This window comes from Enterobacter sp. 4974935, assembly GCF_058661735.1.
The window spans coordinates 4,057,030-4,076,811 of the sequence record NZ_JBZWGT010000003.1; the positions used below are offsets into that span (position 1 = coordinate 4,057,030).

Below are 19,782 nucleotides of genomic sequence, written 5' to 3' on the forward strand. Positions count from 1 at the left end.
GTTTCATTTTGTTATGCCACTGCAACCCTCAACTTTAGACGTATTGTATTGACCCAACTTGTGACTGTTGTTAGGCGGCCTCCGGGCCGCCATTTTTTTATTCGCGTTTCAGCCGCTTCGAGTTACACAGCCAGAGGGTGATCACCAGCAGCAGGATCGCCGCCGAGTAGATCAGCACATCGAGCGGGGATTTATGATCGACGATGATCAGCCGCACAATCGCGGTGATCCCAATGTAGACAAAATAACGCAGCGGGAAGTGAAAGCCGGACTGAAAATACTTCACAATCAGGGCGATAAATTCAAAGTAGAGAAAGTAGACTACCAGGCCCTCCACCAGCGCGTATTTGCTGGTTTGCTCAGGTGCGAACAGCACATCCGCCAGATGCACCGTCTCTTTACCCAGAAACACGACCAGGATCAGGCCAAGGCTCAGCAGACCGAGGCTCAGCACGGTCTGGAGTATCGTTGAGATAAACTCAACACGCGGACGAGTCAGGGATGTCATACAGCACCTCATTCTCCAGGGCGAGGTTCCTGTATAACGCAAAAATGTGACGGGGATCTATATTTTTTGTTTATGTTTTGTCCACATGAACATTCTTGCCGGGCGGCACTGCGTTTGCCCGGCCTACAAAAATATTCTTGTAGGCCCGGTAAGCGCAGCGCCACCGGGCCTACAAGCATCAGCGGAAGTTAATGTTCTTATCGCTGGTCATATCATACAGCTGGAACTTACGTCCAAGCTGCTGACCGCCGTCGCGCGTCAGCGGCGTCCAGCCCACTGCCGCACGGCTGCGGGTTGGGCCTGACGAGAACAGATCCAGCGGAATCGACACGTACACCCCTTTGGTGAAGTCCCCTTCCCCGTACTCGTCTGGCGAAACGTTGGTGATGGTGGCATAACCGCCTACCACTACGCCGCTGTCGAAGTGTTTGGAGATATCCAGCGTGCCGCCCTTATCGCCCGCCAGGTACTGCCCGACGCTGGCTTTCACCAGCACATCCTGTGCGAACGACGGCGTCCAGTAGGCGGTCAGGTGGCCGGTTTTGACGCTGTAGTCGGTGAACTTCATCATGTCCTGCGCGCTGCGCCAGTCACGCTGTTTCACGTAGTTGGCATCAATCCCAAACGCCCAGTTACTGTCGACGGGACGATAAAGCACCTCCGCCCCCGCGCCGCCGAACATGGTTTCCAGATAGCCACCGTAAACCTGGCCGTAGAAGCCGTTACCGAAGTACTGGAAGTAGTTGGCCTGCAGGTTATTCACGTAGATATCGTTCTGCACATATTCGCGAACGCGGGTACGCACGCGCGGCAGTTTTGAATCGTTCGGCGGGTTGGTGTAGTTAAATTTGTCGTAGTTGTTGGCAAGGTTGCCGAACAGACTACCGGTGGTCAACAGGTGGTCGGTCACCCACAGATCCGCCGTCGCCATCGCGCCCAGCTGATACATGTAGAAGTTTTCCGGCCCACCCACGGACTGGTTCAGCACCGGATCGATATGGAAATCGAAGCGGGATTTATCGATATACCAGCCCTGCTCGGTGCTCTCTGGCACCACCGGCTCAACGCGTTTTTGCACCAGCTCGGTTTCATGTCCCAGCGGTTCGCCTTCAAGATGACGCTTAAGGCTGGCAACATCGGTTTCAGTGGTGACCTGCGGCAGGTTGAGACGGTTCTCCGTCACGCGGATCGTGCGGATCCCCTCCGGCAGATCGTTCATGACGATCCGGTTGGCGCGCTCGATCCCTTCGCGGGAGTCGCGGTATTTTACCTGCTCGCCGGTGACGTACAGCGTATCGCCTTTGGTCTGGATCTTCGGATCCGCCAGGCCCGCGTTATATTTCAGCAGCGTCAGCTGGTTCGCTACCACGGAGTGCTGAATGATCGCATCCTGCGGCTCCGGCTGGTATTTGGGCCGCGGGTTATCATTGTAGCGCGGCCGCATGTCGTTAAAGTTGGTGCGCAGCGTAAAGCCAAACATCAGGGTATTACCGCGCTCATAGCTGAGGTTAACGTCGGCCCAGTCGGTGACGCGGTAAATGGCGCCGACGTTAAACTTGCTCTTCTGCTCAATCTTGCCGGCAAAATCTTCGCTGTAGTTATTGCCTTCGTACTCCAGCTTCAGGCGCAGCGGCTGCCATGGCGTTTGATACTCTACGCCTCCAAACAGCGAGGCCGGGCCGTGGAACATCTGGTCGCCGTTGATGGAACCCGCTTTTTTGTAGCTGTTATCGCGGTAGCAGTATTTGTCGCTGTAGGTACAGAACGGGTTGGTTACGTTGCCGCTGGTGCCGAGGTAGCCCCAGCCAAGACCCAGCGAGAAATCAAACGGTCCCCAGGCTTTGCTGGCAACGATGTATTCCGCATCAAACAGGCCGGTCCCGCCAATGTCTTTCGCCCCGACGGAGACCTGCGGCATCCAGTAGCTCTCTTCCCACAGGCGCAGCTTCACGTCGAAGGCTTTGTCTTTATAGGTCTGATCGCCGGAGAAGGCGTCCACGCTGCTGTACTGTTTTGTACGCACGTCGGTGTAACGCAGCGTGGTCTCCAGCCAGGGGAACAGCTGCACGGACGCAGAGTAGTAACGGTACTGATCGTTATCGCGATAGTTAAGGCTGATTTCCCCCTCGCGGGCCATACGCGCGGTCGGGGTTTGCAGTAAGCCCACGCCGCCAAAATCGGACTGCGACGGGCCGATGGGTGCCGGATACGTTTCTGCATGACAGGCGGCACTCACGCACAGTGCAAGCATGCTGTAGAGATAGGTTTTTTTCATTATTCCGGTATCCGCTGTATCAGGGAGCGAAGGATATCGGCATTAAGCCCGTCATACGCTTTCGTCCAGAAATGGTCGGCAAAACCGACAAAAATGATGCTGCCTGGCATAGGTTCGATATGGCGTTTATTCCAGTAAGCCACCGGCGCTTTCTGCGTATGCCCGTCCGGATAGACCACCCAGGCATAGCTGTTATCCGCACCGCTGAGTAGACTTTGCTCGTCGAGATAGCTCGCCACGTCCCGGCCCGGCGTAAACGGCTTTTTGCCAGGGCTGCTGATAAGCCCCATCACGGTGACGGTGGAAGGCTGAGCTGGCAGCCACAGGGTATAGTCCCCTTCCAGCGACGGATTGCCGTTTTCGGCGACGCGCACCTCATCCGGATCGAGATTCACCTTCTGGCGACCCGTCACCTTAACCGCCTGAAGCTGCTGACGCAGGCTAGTAATGGCCGCGGCATCGTCAGCATCTTCCTGTTGTGCCAGCCCGCTCAGTCGGGCGAGCAGCGCCTGATGTTTTTGTTCCGCTACAATCGTCGCCTGACGCTCGCTGATAACCGCCCCGGTCCACCAGCTTTTCGCCAGCCTCGGCTGCCCCACCAGATCGAGCAGATGCCCGGCATTAGTTAAGGTTTTAGGTTTTTCGCTGTCCGGGGTGTAGACCTGTACCGTTCCCGCAGACCACGCCAGCGGCGAGGCCAGGCTGGCGAGAAGCGCAACGTGAATGAACATTTTCATGATTTCGCCGCCTTGATCAGGGTGGTCTTCACCGGGAAGAAACCGGCACCGAGATACTGTAAGGACTGGCGGATTTGCCCCTCTTCGTCCACCCAGAAGCGGTTATGCCAGGTGGCCTGATCGGTTGTCACCTCTTCATCCAGCACGCGCACCTGCGTTTCGTCGCTGCCCACTTTGACGCTGTCCGTACCATCCCAGCGGAAGGTGGAGCGGGCCGTGGCGTAGCGCACCTGTTTGTGCTCGGTCCAGCCCATTGTGCGCGTCCAGCTTGCGCCATCGACGATCTGATTCGGCTTGATGAGCGGATCTTCAGCCAGGTTGTTTACCTCAAGCAGGTTGTCGCCGCCGAGCAACGTTTTCACGAAACGGGAATGCTGAGTCACGATGGTGGCCTGATCCTGAGTCACCCATTTCTGCTGCCCGTTTTCATCGAAAGCGAGCACCACAAACAGTTGCGGACCATCGTTTAGCTGCATGTACTGGCTGGCATACGGCATGTTCTGAAGTTCGTCATCGGTCAGATGCACGCCCGGCGTGCCGAACATGCTGTCCCACAGTGAGTGGCCCAGCCCTTTGGTGGTAGCTGAGCACGCCTGCAACAGCAGGCAAATCAGGATGATTGCAGGTCGCTTCACGACTCTTCTCCGAAGGGGCGAAATAACCACACCGAAGTGTGGTTATGATTAAAACACCCGGTATTACTGGGTGCTGGTCGTCGTAGTGGTCGTGGTTCCGGTATTGGAGCCATCACCGCCACCGGTTGCCGCCAGCGCGACACCCACGGCTGAACTTACGGCGCTGGTGCTGGCTGCGGTAGAACTCCCCGCAGACGCAGACGTCGCTGCCGACCCTGCTGCTTCCCCGACCTGGACCGGAGCTGCATAGACAGACGTCGCCGCAAACGCAGATATGGCAAAAATGCCATACAGTACTTTCTTCATAACAATTTCCCTTCAATGAATGAATGGAGATTTGCCCGAAAAGAAATTCAGGCGGATTCGAGTATACACAACTAAAGCAGTGGGTTTACCGTGGGGGTAAATAGGGATGAGGTTTTCAGACTAATGGTTAAAAATGAAAAGAAAAAATAATTATTGAAATAGATAACCATTCATTATCAAACAGTTATAATATAAACCCATTAAAGTATCACTCCGTATTTTCTTAAAATAACCCTCAGCAATTAACGGGGTAACCGTGTTTTTCGGATTAAACTCAGATTCAGAATTTGAGATAACTAACAGACATCAGGAATTATCCGATAAAAAAATGCCGGCATATCGCCGGCATTGTTCATGACATATTTATTACGCACGCCATGCTTTATAACGGTTAATCAGACCATTGGTGGAGCTGTCGTGGCTGTCGATTGCTTTATCGTCACCCAGCTCTGGCAGAATGCGGTTTGCCAGCTGTTTGCCCAGCTCAACGCCCCACTGGTCAAAGGTGAAGATGTTCAGAATAGCGCCCTGAGTGAAGATCTTGTGCTCGTAGAGGGCAATCAGCGCGCCCAGGCTGAACGGTGTAATTTCACGCAGCAGAATGGAGTTAGTTGGACGGTTGCCTTCGAACACTTTGAACGGCACAACGTGTTCCAGGGTTGCCGGATCTTTACCCTGGTCACGGTACTCCTGCTCAACCACCTCGCGGGATTTACCGAACGCCAGCGCTTCGGTCTGGGCGAAGAAGTTAGACAGCAGCTTCGGATGGTGGTCGGAAAGCGGGTTGTGCGTAATCGCCGGGGCGATGAAATCGCACGGTACCATTTTGGTGCCCTGATGGATCAGCTGGTAGAACGCGTGCTGACCGTTGGTGCCCGGCTCGCCCCAGATGATTGGGCCAGTCTGATAATCCACCGCGTTACCGTTACGGTCAACGTACTTGCCGTTGGATTCCATGTTGCCCTGCTGGAAGTAGGCCGCAAAGCGATGCATATACTGGTCGTACGGCAGAATCGCTTCGGTTTCAGCGCCGAAGAAGTTGTTGTACCAGATCCCGATCAGCGCCAGCAGCACCGGCAGGTTTTTCTCAGGCGCGGTGGTGGAGAAGTGTTTGTCCATCGCGTGCGCGCCGGAGAGCAGCTCAACGAAGTTGTCGAAGCCGACGGACAGGATGATGGACAGACCGATCGCAGACCACAGTGAGTAGCGGCCACCCACCCAGTCCCAGAATTCAAACATGTTCGCAGTATCAATACCGAACTCACCCACCGCTTTACCGTTGGTGGACAGCGCCGCGAAGTGTTTCGCCACGTGCTTTTCGTCGCCCGCGGTTTTCAGGAACCAGTCGCGCGCGCTGTGGGCGTTGGTCATGGTTTCCTGAGTGGTGAAGGTTTTAGACGCCACCAGGAACAGCGTGGTTTCCGGGTTCACCTTTTTCAGCACTTCAGCGATGTGAGTCCCATCGACGTTGGACACGAAGTGCATGTTGAGATGGTTTTTGTACGGGCGCAGCGCCTCGGTCACCATAAACGGGCCGAGGTCAGAGCCGCCGATACCGATGTTTACGACGTCGGTGATCGCTTTCCCGGTGTAGCCTTTCCACTGACCTGAGATGATCGCTTCAGAGAAGGTTTTCATCTTTTCCAGCACCGCGTTCACTTCCGGCATCACATCTTTGCCGTCAACGATAATTGGAGTATTGCTACGGTTGCGCAGCGCCACGTGCAGCACGGCACGGTCTTCGGTGCGGTTGATCTTCTCACCGGAGAACATGGATTTGATGGCATCTGCCAGCTCAGTCTCTTTCGCCAGATCTTGCAGCTTCGCCAGCGTCTCTTCGGTGATACGGTTCTTAGAGAAATCCACCAGCATCAGGTCATCGAAGGTGGCGGAAAACTTGCTGAAACGATCGGCATCTTTCGCGAACAGATCCGCGATAGTGACGTCTTTCATTTCATCAAAATGTTTCTGTAGTGCCTGCCATGCAGCGGTCTGCGTTGGGTTGATGTTTTTCATAGCAATACTCTTCTGATTTGAGAATTGTGACTGCGGTCGATTGTAGCGCCTGCAAATAAAAATTGTGATGGTTTTTATGCCATTGCCCTGGTCTGCATCAAACGCAGGTGAAAAGACCCGGAAAGTATAGCTGCTGTCGCGCCCTTCCGGCGTGGCGAAATGTTGGTCAAAAAGGGGTAAAAAGGAGCATAAAATATGGGCCTGTTATAAGTCCTGTTTCTGAGGGGTACCCCCCCATGAAAAATCCGCATAATCCCAGCATTGACAGGACCTCCCCCGCATTTTATTTATAGGGCCGTATTTTGCGCCTGCACCTGTTCTCGCTTCATTCTTGTGCCAAGGTCGCTCTATTCATTCCCTGACACGAGGTTGTTATGACGAGTTTTGTGGTCGCCAAGTTTGGCGGCACCAGTGTGGCAGACTACGCTGCCATGAACCGCAGCGCCGATGTGGTGCTGGCCGATCCGAATACCCGCCTGGTGGTGCTCTCCGCCTCAGCCGGCGTGACGAACCTGCTGGTTTCTTTGTCTGAAGGACTGGAAGCGACCGAGCGTTTCGTGAAGCTGGATGCACTGCGCAAAATTCAGTTCGACATCCTTGAGCGTCTGCAAAACCCGAACGTCATTCGTGAGGAAGTGGAACGCCTGCTGGAAAATATCACTACCCTGGCAGAAGCCGCTTCACTGGCAACCTCTACCGCTCTAACCGACGAACTGGTCAGCCACGGCGAACTGATGTCCACCCTGCTGTTCGTTGAGATCATGCGCGAGCGCAATATTCAGGCGCAGTGGTTCGACGTGCGTAAAGTAATGCGCACCAGCGACCGCTTTGGCCGCGCCGAGCCGGACGTTGAAGCTTTGGCAGAGCTCACTAACCAGCAGCTTGCCCCGCGTCTTGATGAAGGCATAGTGATCACCCAGGGCTTTATCGGCAGCGAAGCCAAAGGGCGCACAACCACGCTGGGCCGTGGCGGCAGCGACTATACCGCCGCCCTGCTGGGTGAAGCCCTGCATGCCACCCGCGTGGATATCTGGACGGACGTGCCGGGCATTTACACCACCGACCCGCGCGTGGTCTCTGCGGCAAAACGCATTGACGTGATCGCCTTTGAAGAAGCGGCTGAAATGGCCACCTTCGGCGCGAAAGTGCTGCATCCAGCCACGCTGCTGCCTGCCGTGCGCAGCGACATTCCGGTCTTCGTTGGCTCCAGTAAAGATCCAAAGGCGGGCGGGACGCTGGTCTGCAAGAAAACCGAGAACCCGCCGCTTTTCCGCGCGCTGGCCCTGCGTCGTAAGCAGACGCTGGTTACCCTGCACAGCCATAATATGCTGCACTCCCGCGGATTCCTGGCGGAAGTGTTTGGCATCCTGGCGCGCCACAATATCTCCGTGGACCTGATCACCACGTCAGAAGTCAGCATTGCGCTGACGCTCGACACCACCGGTTCAACCTCAACGGGTGATACCCTGCTGACGCAGTCGCTGCTGATTGAGCTTTCCGAGCTGTGCCGCGTGGAGGTGGAAGAAGATCTGGCGCTGGTTGCCATCATCGGTAATAAGCTGTCGCGCGCGTGCGGCGTGGGCAAAGAGGTGTTCGGCGTGCTCGACCCGTTCAGCATCCGCATGATTTGCTACGGCGCGTCCAGCTACAACCTCTGCTTCCTGGTCCCTGCCGATCAGGCCGAGCAGGTTGTGCAGAAACTTCATCAGAATTTATTTGAATAAAATTCGTTAGCACGATAAACATTATCCATAAGCCGGGCACAGACCCGGCTTTTTTATAACAAAACAACACGACAATACTGCAAGGAATTCACTATGCTCTCCGCTATCACCCGGCTGTTCCCGTTATGGGCGCTGCTGCTCTCCGTACTCGCGTATTACACTCCCACCACGTTCACGGGCATTGGTCCGTGGGTCACCACGCTACTGATGCTGATTATGTTCGGCATGGGCGTGCATCTAAAAATTGACGATTTCAAACGCGTGCTGTCTCGCCCGGCACCGGTTGCCGCAGGGATTTTCCTGCACTACCTGGTGATGCCGCTCGCGGCCTGGCTGCTGGCGATGGCCTTTAAGATGCCGCCCGACCTTTCCGCCGGGATGGTGCTGGTGGGGAGCGTCGCCAGCGGCACGGCATCTAACGTCATGATCTATCTGGCGAAAGGCGACGTGGCGCTCTCCGTCACTATCTCTTCCGTTTCCACGCTGGTGGGCGTGATTGCCACGCCGCTGTTAACCCGCCTGTACGTGGACGCGCATATCCAGGTGGATGTGATGGGCATGCTGCTCAGCATTCTGCAAATCGTGGTGATCCCGATTGCGCTGGGACTGGTGATCCACCATCTCTTCCCGCGGGTGGTGAAAGCGGTTGAGCCGTATCTGCCCGCGTTTTCGATGGTCTGCATACTTGCCATTATCAGCGCCGTGGTAGCCGGTTCCGCATCGCACATTGCTTCGGTGGGCTTTGTAGTGATCATCGCGGTTGTGCTGCATAACACCATTGGTCTGCTGGGCGGATACTGGGGTGGAAAGCTGTTTGGTTTCGACGAATCCACCTGCCGCACGCTGGCGATCGAAGTGGGGATGCAGAACTCTGGCCTGGCGGCGGCGCTGGGTAAAATTTACTTCTCACCGCTGGCGGCGCTACCGGGAGCGCTGTTCTCCGTCTGGCACAACCTGTCCGGTTCGCTGTTAGCAGGGTACTGGTCCGGTAAGCCGATTGATGACCAACCGAAAAAAGATGCGGTGAAACAGGGTTAATTGACCCGGCTTGCTTTACACTGAAGCCTCCCCATCAGGAGGCTTCAGCAATGGCTACACCACGTTTGACCCAGAAAGACATGACCGAAGCCGAGCAGCGCGAACTTAAAACGCTTCTCGACCGCGCCCGCATCGCGCATGGCCGCACGCTGACGAACGCCGAAACCAATCAGGTTAAAAAAGAGTACATCGATAAGCTGATGGCGCAACGTGATGCCGCGGCGAAAAAAGCCCGCAAGCTGAAAAAAGAGCAGGCGTATAAACCCGACGCAGAGGCGACTTTTTCCTGGTCCGCCAGCACATCAACCCGTGGAAGGCGCTAATCAGCGCCCTTTCTTTTTGCGCCCCGGCTGGGTAAAGCGTTTTCCGTTGCCCGGCTTGCCTCGCCCTTTCTCTTCCGCCTGCGGTGCCTTCACCACCGGACGCTTAATCGCCTGCGTTTTCGGTTTGGCTTTAGCTTTCGGCTTCGCTTCGGACGAGGAGTTCTCGATAAGTTTGAACAGCTCGATCAGCTCGTCATCCGTTAAGTCACGCCACTCGCCCAGCGGGATGCCAGACAGGCTGACGTTCATGATGCGCGTGCGTTCCAGCTTCGTCACTTCATAACCGAAGTACTCGCACATGCGGCGGATCTGGCGGTTCAGGCCCTGAACCAGCGTGATGCGGAACGCGAATGGTGCTTCTTTTTTTACTTTACACTTCTTCGTCACGGTGCCCAGAATCGGCACGCCAGCGCCCATTCCGCGGATAAACTCGTCCGTCACCAGCTTGTTCACCGTCACGATGTACTCTTTCTCGTGGTCGTTACCGGCACGCAGAATTTTGTTGACCAGATCGCCGTGGTTGGTGAGGAAAATCAGCCCCTGAGAGTCTTTATCCAGACGGCCAATCGGGAAAATGCGGCTGCTGTGGTTCACGAAATCAACAATGTTGTCCCGCTCGCCATCTTCCGTGGTGCTGACAATCCCAACCGGTTTGTTCAACGCGATAAACACCAGGTCTTCGGCATCACGCGGTTCGATGACCTGACCATTCACTTTCACCACATCGCCAGGTACCACCTGATCGCCAATGGTGGCGCGTTTGCCGTTAAGAAACACGTTACCCTGTTCAATGTAACGGTCAGCCTCGCGACGTGAGCAGATCCCGCTCTCGCTAATGTATTTGTTTAATCGGGTTGATTGAGTTGGCAGCATAGTTTCTCCTGTGAAGGGCGAAATATACCTTACCTTGCGCCTGACAAAAAAGTCCTAGTAACCGCTGATCAGAAAATCGAGTGCATCCCGCAATGAAGCACTGCTGTTAGTAAGATCGGCAACGCGTTCACCTAACTCTTTTAGCGATATGCCTGCCATCATGTGCATCATCACCACGCAGGGTTTTCCCGCGACCTCAACGGCGGGAGCGACCAGTACATGCTTCATCAGAACGACCTCTGAAAGTCACTAAAGGAGCCGTTTTCATCAACCCACTGGTTAATGGCGTCAATAGAAGCTTTATTTTCTTCAAGCCACTCTGCGCGCCGATGTTCACGAAATAGCTCCTGCAAAGCCGCCGTTAGCACGGCAGAAAGGTTAAGTTTAAGCCTTCGCGCCTCTTCAAGGATGTCCGGCGACAGGGAAACATTCACTGATTTTTTAATACTATTAGCACCGCGCATGAGAACCCCCATTGGAATGCGCATGAACTGGCGAAGTGTAGCGTAATAAATGAGCACTTCCTATTCCCTTAAAAATGTAAGGGTTGAAGAATAAATTGCTCTTTATGGGGAGTCACGCCTCACAAAACCGTTTTGCGAGGCGCTTTCAGAGATTAATACTCATCCCGCTCATCGTCTTCATCCGGCTGCTCCATCACGCTGTATGCCACCGCACAGAACAACGAGTTAAGACGCTTCATATCTCCCAGCAGCCCCAGGTGGAGCGAGCTGGTTTCGATACTCTGCACGTTCTGCTGGTGCAGACGCTCAACGTGGGCGTGCGAGTAGCGCCGGTTGAGGATGCGGAAACGGTGCTTGTTGCGGCGCAGGCGGCGCGCGCTCGGCACGTCGCTGGAGAAGAAGACCGACATCGCCAGCTTCAGGTTGCTGACCAGCTGTTCGTGCAGCGCTTCCAGCTCCTTCAGCCCTTCGACAGAAAACGCCCGACGTGCGGCCAGGGATTTGTCTGCGATTTCACTGCCCATACGCTCGACAATATCCGAAGCCTGCTCCAGGTTAAGCGACATCTCAATGATTTCCGCCCAGCGGCGCGACTCCTCTTCCGCCAGCTCGTCCTGCGGGATCCGCGCCAGATAGAGCTTGATGGCGGTATACAGCACGTTGATATCGTCCGCCAGCCTGCGCAGCTCTTTTTCTTCGCGCGGCTCGCCGTGCATCACTTTTTGCAACCCTTCCAGCATGGTTTCCATCGCGTCACCCATGCGCAGCGTTTCGCGGGCGGCATTCGCGATGGCCAGCGCGGGCGTGTCCAGCACCGAGGTGTCCAGATGCTTGGGTTTAAGGCGCGCGTCCAGCTCCGGTTCATCACGAATTAGCCGCTCGCAGAAGCGGGCCATCGGCACGGCAAACGGCACCATCGCCAGACAGCGTACCAGGTTGTAGAAGACGTGGAAGTAGATCACCAGCTCCGCTTTCGGCAGAGAGAGGTTGTCCATCAGGTTCGCCAGCGGGTGCACAAACGGCAGAATGATCAGGCTACCCACCAGCTTGAAGAGCAAACTCCCCAGTGCCACCCGGCGGGCGGCAGCATTGGCTGCGCTGTTGTTGAGCATCGCCAGCAGGCCAGAGCCAAGATTCGCACCGATGACCAGGCATAGCGCCACCGGGAAAGAGATCGCGCCCGCAGCGGTTAGCGTGGCCGTCAGCAACACGGCCGCCAGGCTGGAGTAGCTGACAATGGCAAACACCGCGCCGATCAGCGCATCCAGCATAATATCGCCGGTTAACGAGGCGAAAATGACCTGCACACCGTTGGCCTGGGTAATCGGCGTAACTGCCTGCACAATCAGCTCCAGCGCCAGCAGGATCAGCCCGAGGCCAATACCGACGCGGCCAAGCTGCCCGGCACGGCTTTGCTTACGACCGAGGAAGAAAATGACGCCGATAAAAATCAGCAGCGGCGACAGCCAGGAGAGATCGAAGGTCAGGATACGTGCCATCAGCGCGGTACCGACGTCGGCGCCCAGGACAATCACCAGCGCCGGGGCGAGCGCCACCAGATCCTGCGCCACGAACGAGGTGACGAGCATGGTGGTGGCGTTGCTGCTTTGCACCAGCGCCGTGACGCCAATACCCGCACAGAAGGCGAGCGGCTTCTTCTCAACGCTGCCGCTGAGAACGGTACGTAAACGTGCGCCAAACACGCGCATCACGCCGGTACGAACGATATGGGTGCCCCATACCAGCAGTGCGACTGCGGAGAGCAGGTGTAACAACGTCAACACAGTGGGTTTTCCTCCTTATCGTTATTCATTTTCCTTAGGTTCAGTATAAGGGTTTAAACGTAAGAAAGAGACAAGGCACCATAGCGGTGCCCTGTTTGTTGTAAGGAAAAGTGACGTTAGTCTGCGTCGTAGCCTAAATTCGGCGCCAGCCAGCGTTCCACCTCAGACACGCTCATGCCTTTTCGCAGGGCGTAGTCTTCAATCTGATCCCGCTGAAGCTGTGCCACGGCGAAATACTTGCTGTCCGGGTGGCTGAAATACCAGCCGGAAACGGACGCGCCCGGCCACATGGCGAACGACTCGGTAAGTTTCATGCCGGTATGCGCTTCCACGTCGAGCAGTTTCCAGATAGTGCCCTTCTCGGTGTGTTCCGGGCAGGCCGGATAGCCGGGTGCCGGACGAATGCCCTGGTAGTTTTCGCGGATCAGCTCCTCGTTGCTGAGATTCTCATTCGCCGCGTAGCCCCAGTGCACCTTACGTACGCGCTCGTGGAGGTACTCAGCAAAGGCTTCCGCCAGGCGATCGGCGATCGCTTTCACCATGATTTTGTTGTAATCATCGTGCTGTGCGTCGTACGCGTCCGCCAGCGCGTCTTCTTCCAGACCGCCGGTCACCGCAAAGGCGCCGATATAGTCGGCTTTACCGGAGAGTTTCGGTGCGACGAAATCCGCCAGGCAGTAGTTGGCAAAGCCCACTTTCTCGGTTTGCTGGCGCAGATGGTGGCTCACGGCCAGCACATGGGTGCGGGTTTCATCGCGGTAAATTTCGACATCGTCGCCCACGCGGTTCGCCGGGAACAGCCCCACCACGCCGCGCGGGTTGAGGGCTTTCTCTGCGCTCAGTCTGTCGAGCATATCGTTGGCATCTTTAAACAGGCGTTTCGCCTCTTCGCCTACTACCTCATCTTCAAGAATGCGCGGATATTTGCCCGCCAGCGACCAGGTCATGAAGAACGGCGTCCAGTCGATGTAGTTACGCAGCGTTTCGATGCTGGCCGTCACCTCCTGCACGCCCAGACGGTGCGCGACCGGCGGCGTATAGCTGGACCAGTCGAACGCCAGATCGTTATCGCGTGCCGCCTGAAGCGAAACCGGCGGCGTGCGCGGTTTCTTACGTCCATGCTGAATGCGGACGGTTTCATACTCTTTGCGGGTGCGGGCGACAAAGTCATCGCGCTGGGTGTCAGACAGCAGCGCGGAGACCACGCCCACGGTGCGCGAGGCGTTTTGGACATACACCGTCGGCCCACTGTAGTTCTGCTCGATTTTCACTGCGGTGTGGGCTTTCGAGGTGGTTGCCCCGCCAATCAGCAGTGGAATAGTGAAGCCCTGGCGCTCCATCTCTTTTGCCACGTTGACCATTTCGTCCAGCGACGGCGTAATCAGCCCGGAAAGACCAATCAGATCCGCATTCACTTCGCGAGCGGTCCTGAGGATTTTATCCGCCGGGACCATCACGCCAAGATCGATAATTTCGTAGTTATTGCATTGCAGTACCACGCCGACAATGTTTTTGCCAATGTCGTGCACGTCGCCCTTCACGGTGGCAATGACCATCTTACCGTTACTGGAGCCCTTCTCTTTGCTGGCTTCGATAAACGGCTCAAGATAAGCCACGGCCTGCTTCATGACGCGGGCGGATTTCACCACCTGCGGCAGGAACATTTTGCCCTCGCCGAACAGATCGCCGACCACGTTCATGCCGTCCATCAGCGGCCCTTCGATCACTTCAATCGGACGGGCTGCCTGCTGACGCGCTTCCTCGGTATCCTGCTCAATGAACTCAGTAATGCCTTTTACCAGCGAGTATTCCAGACGCTTTCTCACATCCCAGGAACGCCATTCGGCCTGTTGAACATTGGCTGATTCGTCAGCTTTACTGCCGCGGTATTTTTCCGCCAGATCCAGCATGCGTTCGGTGGCGTCGTCGCGACGGTTGAGGATCACATCTTCTACTGCGTCGCGTAGTTCTGCGGGCAGGTCGTCGTAAATCGCCAGCTGTCCGGCGTTAACGATCCCCATGTCCATCCCGTTGCGGATGGCATAGTAGAGGAACACGGCGTGGATGGCCTCACGCACCGGGTCGTTGCCGCGGAACGAGAACGAGACGTTCGACACGCCGCCGGAAATTAGCGCATGCGGTAGCTCGCGTTTGATGTCTTCACACGCGCCGATAAAGTCCTGGGCGTAGTTGTTGTGCTCTTCAATGCCGGTTGCGACAGCAAAGATGTTCGGGTCGAAAATAATGTCTTCCGGCGGGAAGCCCACCTCTTCGGTCAAAATTTTGTACGCCCGGCGGCAAATCTCAATTTTGCGCTCGCGGGTATCGGCCTGGCCCACTTCATCGAAGGCCATCACCACCACGGCGGCCCCGTAGCGACGCACCAGCTTCGCGTGGTGGATAAAGGTATCGACGCCCTCTTTCATTGAGATGGAGTTAACGATGCCTTTGCCCTGAATGCACTTCAGCCCCTTTTCGATGACGTCCCATTTGGAAGAGTCAATCATGATCGGCACGCGGGCGATGTCCGGCTCGCCGGCAATCAGGTTGAGGAAGCGCACCATCGCCGCTTCGGCGTCGAGCATCCCCTCGTCCATGTTGATATCGATAATCTGCGCGCCGCTCTCCACCTGCTGGCGGGCAACGTCCAGCGCTTCGCTGTACTTCTCTTCTTTGATCAGGCGCTTGAATTTAGCGGAACCGGTCACGTTGGTACGTTCACCCACGTTCACAAACAGGCTGTCGTCGCCGATGGTCAACGGCTCAAGGCCGGAAAGACGGCAGGCTACCGGAAGCTCGGGTAACTTGCGCGGTGCAAGCCCGGCGACGGCGCGGCTCATGGCGGCGATATGCTCCGGCGTGGTGCCGCAGCAGCCGCCGACGATGTTGAGGAAGCCAGATTCGGCCCACTCGCGGATTTGCGCCGCCATGGTGTCGGCATCCAGATCGTACTCACCGAACGCGTTCGGCAGACCGGCGTTCGGGTGGGCGGTGACGTAGCACTCTGCGATGCGCGAAAGTTCCTGCACGTACTGGCGCAGCTCGTCCGGCCCCAGCGCGCAGTTCAGGCCGAAGGAGAGCGCTTCGGCATGGCGCAGAGAGTTATAAAACGCTTCGGTTGTCTGGCCGGAAAGCGTGCGCCCCGAGGCATCGGTGATGGTGCCGGAAATCATGATCGGCAGGTCAACGCCCAGCGCCTCGAACTCCTCTTTCACCGCGTAAATTGCAGCTTTGGCGTTGAGGGTGTCGAATACGGTTTCAATCAGGATCAGGTCGGAACCGCCTTCCACCAGCGCTTTAGTGGACTCACGATACGCGGCCACCAGTTGGTCAAAGGTGATATTGCGGAAGGCTGGATCGTTCACGTCCGGAGAAATCGACGCGGTGCGGTTGGTCGGGCCCAGCACCCCGGCAACATAGCGCGGCTTGTCCGGCGTGCGGGCCGTCCACTCGTCGGCGCAGGCGCGGGCGAGTTTCGCCGCTTCAAAGTTGATCTCCGCCGACAGGGATTCCATCTGGTAATCCGCCATGGCGATGGTTGTCGAGTTGAAGGTGTTGGTTTCTACAATATCCGCACCCGCTTCGAAGTAGGCGTTGTGGATATCCCTGATGACAGAGGGTTTGCTCAACACCAGCAGGTCATTGTTTCCTTTCAGGTCACAAGGCCAGTCGGCAAAGCGCTCGCCGCGGAAATCGTCTTCACTCAGACGATAGCCCTGGATCATGGTGCCCATGCCGCCGTCCAGCACCAGAATTCGTTCATTTAACTGCGCACGCAGTTGCTCTACTTTGCTGCTCACACTTGCTCCCGACAACGTTCAACATGGCCAAAAGGCTGCGTTCCATACTGGCATAATCTCTAAGGGTCGAAAAGTCACACAGCGGTAACATGAGACATGTTCACTATCACTCCTCCGATCAGTCAGGAAAGCGGTTGCAAAACCACCAAATAAAACGAAAATGATTTCCACGATACAGAAAAAGGAGTTCGTCATGGTTACGACCGTTCCCGCTAAACGCGGCAGAAAACCTGCTGCAACCACCGCTGCACAACCTGGCGGACAGGTTCAATCCCTGACGCGCGGCCTGAAGCTGCTGGAATGGATAGCCGAATCGCATGGTAGCGTGGCCCTGACGGAGCTGGCGCAGCAGGCGGGACTGCCGAACTCCACCACTCACCGCCTGTTAACCACCATGCAGCAGTTGGGCTTCGTACGTCAGGTGGGCGAGCTGGGTCACTGGGCGGTTGGCGCGCATGCCTTTATCGTCGGCAGCAGCTTCCTGCAAAGCCGCAACCTGCTGGCGATTGTCCACCCGATTCTGCGCAAGCTGATGGAGGAGTCCGGCGAGACGGTAAACCTGGCCGTGCTGGATCAGAGCGATCATCAGGCGATTATCATCGACCAGGTGCAGTGTACGCAGCTGATGCGCATGTCCGCGCCGATAGGCGGCAAGCTGCCGATGCACGCCTCTGGCGCAGGGAAAGCGTTTCTCTCGCAGCTTAGCGAAGAGCAGGTGACGGGTCTGCTGCACCGTAAAGGTCTGCACGCCTACACCCACGCCACCCTGGTGTCGCCGGTGCATCTGAAAGAAGATCTGGCTCTGACCCGCAAGCGCGGCTATTCGTTTGATGACGAAGAACATGCCCTCGGGCTGCGCTGCCTCGCGTCCTGTATTTTCGACGAACACCGCGAGCCGTTTGCCGCCATCTCCATCTCCGGGCCGATTTCACGTATGACCGACGACCGCGTCACCGAGCTGGGTGCGCTGGTGATTAAGGCCGCGAAAGAGGTGACGCTGGCGTATGGTGGGATTCGCTAGGATTGAGAGCGGTCTGGTGCCCTCACCCCGGCCCTCTCCCACAGGGCTGAGGGTTCCCCACAAATTAATGCGAGCACTGAGCAATCCCCTCGCCCCTCCGGGGAGAGGGTTAGGGTGAGGGGAACATACGGCGGTGGTGGTCATTCCGTTCACTTTATGTTCCTTGCTACTCTGTAACGACATGACCGGTGAACGTGCCAGGGTGGCTCAGTCGCCACCACCCTGGCGACCCGGGCTCCCGGCGGTAAATCGCCGCTTCGCGGTGCCCTCGGCTTATTCCTTCCGGCTTATCGGGTACGGGCGGAGGCAACGTCCCTGTAAAGCCGCCCTCTCGGCGCATCCCTGCGCCTCGCCCCGGCCTGCAGGAAACGCCTCAGCGATTTACAGCCGGACCAGGGCATCGCTGACAGCCCTCAGTCATTTAGAAAGCAACTTTATTGCTTCTGCATAAAAAAATTACTGGGGATCCCTCAGCCCACAGGGAGAGGGAGAAAACATGATGCCCTTACCCTGCGGGAGAGGGAGAAAAGCGGATGCAAAACCGCTGCTTGCGGCGGTAAGCGTAGACATCTTCCACGTGCCCGTTTTTAATCCGCGTTTGCAGCCCGCGCCAGTAGCTGGCGCGGAACAGATCGGCATGCATCTCTTCAAATAACGGCCCGATGCGTGGGTCCGCACACAGCCAGTGGCGAAACTCCTCCGGAAACACATCGCCCGGCGAGACGCTGTACCACGGCTCGCTGGACAGTTCATCTTCCGGATAGCGCGGCGGCGGGATATCGCGGAAGTTCACCTCGGTCATGTAGCAAATTTCATCGTAATCGTAGAACACTACCCGCCCGTGACGGGTGACGCCGAAGTTTTTAAACAGCATATCCCCGGGGAAAATATTGGCAGCGGCGAGCTGGCGGATGGCGTTGCCGTACTCTTCGATGGCATCACGTAAAGCCTGGCCCTCTGACTGTTCCAGCCAGATATTTAGCGGCACCATACGGCGCTCAATGTAGAGATGGCTGATCGCAATCTTATCGCCAAGATCGGTAATTTTCGTCGGCGCTTCCTGCATGAGCAGCGTCATTAGCGCCGGATCGATCTGCTGCTTATCCAGCACAAAGTTTTCAAACTCCTGGGTATCGGCCATTCGCCCGACGCGATCGTGCTCTTTTACCAGCTGATAGCAGGCACGGACGTGGGCTGCGGTCATCTCTTTCTGCGGGGCGAATTTATCCTTAATCACCTTAAACACCCGATCAAAGCCCGGCAGCGTGAAGACCAGCATCACCATGCCGCGGATACCCGGCGCTTCGATAAACTGCTCATCAGCCGTGGTGACATAACGCAGGTATTCCCGATAACTCTCCGTTTTGGCATGCTTCTGACAGCCAATCGCCATATACAGCTCGGCGGTGGTTTTGCCCGGCAGGATCTCGCGCAGCCACTCCACCAGGGCGGCGGGGAGCGGGGCGTAGACCATGAAATAGGAGCGGGCGAAGCCAAATACGATACTCGCCTCAGCGCTGGTAGTCAGGCAGGTATCGACAAACAGTTCGCCGTCGTCGGTACGGTGAATGGGCAGCAGAAACGGCACGATGGCTGTCGGCGTAACCAGTTTACCCACCAGCCAGGCGGCCTTATTGCGGTAGAAAAGCTCGTTGGCAACCTGCAAATGGCTGCGGCTGAGCACCGCCTCGCCGAAGGTTTCACTGAGATACGCGTGGATATAGCCGATATCCCGGGGTTTATTCTGCCACGGCAGGCGCAGCGGCAAATCCGTTAAGACGCGGTTCAGGAGCTTTTCCCAGCCGCGATCGGGAAAGAAATCTTTCGCCAGCGGACGCGGAATGGTACGGAAGCGTCGCTCGGGCTGGGAGCTGAAGATAAATAACCGCTCAGGAGATAATGAGCGGTGGTCAAATAACCGGCAATAGACGGAGTTGAAAAAGCTCTCCGCAATCTCGAAGCGCGGGTAGTCGGGTAACAGATGGGTGTAATGCTCTTTCACGCGCAGTAAAAATTCCGCATCCGGGCTTTTACCGTCGGTGATACAGCGCAGTTGTTCCACCACCAGACCTACGTGGTGATCATAGAGATGGATACGCTGCTTCATGGCCTGCTGAACCGCATGCCAGTCGGCGTGCTCAAAACGCTGTTGCGCGCCGGATGTGACTTCCAGAAAGCGGCCATACTGGGCATCGAAGCCCTGCAAAATAGTTTGGGCTATCAGTAATTCCAGACCACGCGACATATATTCCCCCTCACCCCAACCCTCTCCCCGAGG

General features: G+C 56.6%; 16 protein-coding genes. 4 read left to right on the top strand and 12 right to left on the bottom strand.

Annotation, left to right across the window (positions count from 1 at the left end; translation table 11 throughout):
• Positions 1-97: 97 nt before the first annotated feature.
• The 6 genes from psiE to pgi all read right to left on the bottom strand — a co-directional run bounded on the left by psiE (position 98) and on the right by pgi (position 6,477).
• The gene (gene psiE, locus AC4OVS_RS20645; RefSeq protein ID WP_063150917.1) at positions 98-508 is read right to left on the bottom strand and encodes a phosphate-starvation-inducible protein PsiE; all 411 of its coding nucleotides are present in this window, start codon (positions 506-508) and stop codon (positions 98-100) included.
• Between the two features lie 178 nt (positions 509-686).
• Positions 687-2,783 (bottom strand): YjbH domain-containing protein, encoded by a 2,097-nt coding sequence (locus AC4OVS_RS20650; RefSeq protein ID WP_023299084.1) that lies wholly within the window; start codon positions 2,781-2,783, stop codon positions 687-689.
• Positions 2,783-3,520 carry a capsule biosynthesis GfcC family protein gene (locus tag AC4OVS_RS20655; protein ID WP_479438358.1) on the bottom strand — a complete coding sequence of 246 codons (738 nt, stop codon included), beginning with the start codon at positions 3,518-3,520 and terminating at the stop codon, positions 2,783-2,785. Before AC4OVS_RS20655 ends, AC4OVS_RS20650 begins: the two co-directional genes overlap by 1 nt.
• Positions 3,517-4,155: a YjbF family lipoprotein gene (locus tag AC4OVS_RS20660; protein ID WP_271075329.1), complete on the bottom strand. Its 639-nt coding sequence runs from the start codon at positions 4,153-4,155 to the stop codon at positions 3,517-3,519. Before AC4OVS_RS20660 ends, AC4OVS_RS20655 begins: the two co-directional genes overlap by 4 nt.
• Positions 4,156-4,218: 63 nt before the next feature.
• Positions 4,219-4,461, bottom strand: coding sequence for an exopolysaccharide production protein YjbE (yjbE, locus tag AC4OVS_RS20665; RefSeq protein WP_491922681.1), 243 nt, complete (start codon positions 4,459-4,461; stop codon positions 4,219-4,221).
• Between the two features lie 366 nt (positions 4,462-4,827).
• Positions 4,828-6,477 (bottom strand): glucose-6-phosphate isomerase, encoded by a 1,650-nt coding sequence (pgi, locus tag AC4OVS_RS20670; protein WP_022646728.1) that lies wholly within the window; start codon positions 6,475-6,477, stop codon positions 4,828-4,830.
• A 374-nt stretch (positions 6,478-6,851) separates the two neighbouring features.
• Here pgi and lysC point away from each other — a divergent pair, with 374 nt between their 5' ends.
• The 3 genes from lysC (at position 6,852) to AC4OVS_RS20685 (ending at position 9,562) form a co-directional block, all read left to right on the top strand.
• The gene (gene lysC / locus AC4OVS_RS20675) at positions 6,852-8,201 is read left to right on the top strand and encodes a lysine-sensitive aspartokinase 3 (RefSeq protein ID WP_022646727.1); all 1,350 of its coding nucleotides are present in this window, start codon (positions 6,852-6,854) and stop codon (positions 8,199-8,201) included.
• Between the two features lie 93 nt (positions 8,202-8,294).
• Positions 8,295-9,239 (top strand): ketopantoate/pantoate/pantothenate transporter PanS, encoded by a 945-nt coding sequence (gene panS / locus AC4OVS_RS20680; RefSeq protein WP_047745949.1) that lies wholly within the window; start codon positions 8,295-8,297, stop codon positions 9,237-9,239.
• A 50-nt stretch (positions 9,240-9,289) separates the two neighbouring features.
• Positions 9,290-9,562, top strand: a complete 273-nt coding sequence (locus tag AC4OVS_RS20685; protein WP_017382612.1) for a YjbD family protein — start codon at positions 9,290-9,292, stop codon at positions 9,560-9,562.
• On the opposite strand, the gene rluF is transcribed toward AC4OVS_RS20685, so the two are convergent.
• From rluF to metH, 5 genes are all read right to left on the bottom strand, one after another.
• Positions 9,563-10,435 carry a 23S rRNA pseudouridine(2604) synthase RluF gene (gene rluF, locus AC4OVS_RS20690; protein ID WP_038415064.1) on the bottom strand — a complete coding sequence of 291 codons (873 nt, stop codon included), beginning with the start codon at positions 10,433-10,435 and terminating at the stop codon, positions 9,563-9,565.
• Between the two features lie 54 nt (positions 10,436-10,489).
• Complete coding sequence (locus tag AC4OVS_RS20695) at positions 10,490-10,663, bottom strand: CcdB family protein (protein ID WP_022646724.1); 174 nt, start codon at positions 10,661-10,663, stop codon at positions 10,490-10,492.
• The gene (locus tag AC4OVS_RS20700) at positions 10,663-10,956 is read right to left on the bottom strand and encodes a type II toxin-antitoxin system CcdA family antitoxin (protein WP_045309060.1); all 294 of its coding nucleotides are present in this window, start codon (positions 10,954-10,956) and stop codon (positions 10,663-10,665) included. The genes AC4OVS_RS20695 and AC4OVS_RS20700 overlap by 1 nt, the downstream gene beginning before the upstream one ends.
• Before the next feature lie 95 nt (positions 10,957-11,051).
• Positions 11,052-12,683 carry a Na/Pi cotransporter family protein gene (locus tag AC4OVS_RS20705; RefSeq protein WP_108368018.1) on the bottom strand — a complete coding sequence of 544 codons (1,632 nt, stop codon included), beginning with the start codon at positions 12,681-12,683 and terminating at the stop codon, positions 11,052-11,054.
• Positions 12,684-12,799: 116 nt separating this feature from the next.
• Positions 12,800-16,483 (bottom strand): methionine synthase, encoded by a 3,684-nt coding sequence (metH, locus tag AC4OVS_RS20710; RefSeq protein WP_023299082.1) that lies wholly within the window; start codon positions 16,481-16,483, stop codon positions 12,800-12,802.
• A 193-nt stretch (positions 16,484-16,676) separates the two neighbouring features.
• On the opposite strand from metH, the gene iclR reads away from it, so the two are divergent.
• Positions 16,677-17,504, top strand: coding sequence for a glyoxylate bypass operon transcriptional repressor IclR (gene iclR, locus AC4OVS_RS20715; RefSeq protein WP_022646720.1), 828 nt, complete (start codon positions 16,677-16,679; stop codon positions 17,502-17,504).
• Positions 17,505-18,009: 505 nt separating this feature from the next.
• Here iclR and aceK read toward each other — a convergent pair.
• Positions 18,010-19,749, bottom strand: a complete 1,740-nt coding sequence (aceK, locus tag AC4OVS_RS20720; RefSeq protein ID WP_063150928.1) for a bifunctional isocitrate dehydrogenase kinase/phosphatase — start codon at positions 19,747-19,749, stop codon at positions 18,010-18,012.
• Between the last annotated feature and the right edge of the window lie 33 nt (positions 19,750-19,782).

Excerpts from the sequence above, each read along its gene's own strand:
- yjbE (WP_491922681.1), bottom strand. The coding sequence starts at position 4,461 with ATGAAGAAAGTACTGTATGGCATTTTTGCCATATCTGCGTTTGCGGCG.
- aceK (WP_063150928.1), bottom strand. The coding sequence starts at position 19,749 with ATGTCGCGTGGTCTGGAATTACTGATAGCCCAAACTATTTTGCAGGGC.
- lysC (WP_022646727.1), top strand. The coding sequence starts at position 6,852 with ATGACGAGTTTTGTGGTCGCCAAGTTTGGCGGCACCAGTGTGGCAGAC.
- AC4OVS_RS20695 (WP_022646724.1), bottom strand. The coding sequence starts at position 10,663 with ATGAAGCATGTACTGGTCGCTCCCGCCGTTGAGGTCGCGGGAAAACCC.
- AC4OVS_RS20650 (WP_023299084.1), bottom strand. The coding sequence starts at position 2,783 with ATGAAAAAAACCTATCTCTACAGCATGCTTGCACTGTGCGTGAGTGCC.
- iclR (WP_022646720.1), top strand. The coding sequence starts at position 16,677 with ATGGTTACGACCGTTCCCGCTAAACGCGGCAGAAAACCTGCTGCAACC.
- pgi (WP_022646728.1), bottom strand. The coding sequence starts at position 6,477 with ATGAAAAACATCAACCCAACGCAGACCGCTGCATGGCAGGCACTACAG.
- psiE (WP_063150917.1), bottom strand. The coding sequence starts at position 508 with ATGACATCCCTGACTCGTCCGCGTGTTGAGTTTATCTCAACGATACTC.
- panS (WP_047745949.1), top strand. The coding sequence starts at position 8,295 with ATGCTCTCCGCTATCACCCGGCTGTTCCCGTTATGGGCGCTGCTGCTC.
- AC4OVS_RS20685 (WP_017382612.1), top strand. The coding sequence starts at position 9,290 with ATGGCTACACCACGTTTGACCCAGAAAGACATGACCGAAGCCGAGCAG.
- rluF (WP_038415064.1), bottom strand. The coding sequence starts at position 10,435 with ATGCTGCCAACTCAATCAACCCGATTAAACAAATACATTAGCGAGAGC.
- AC4OVS_RS20655 (WP_479438358.1), bottom strand. The coding sequence starts at position 3,520 with ATGAAAATGTTCATTCACGTTGCGCTTCTCGCCAGCCTGGCCTCGCCG.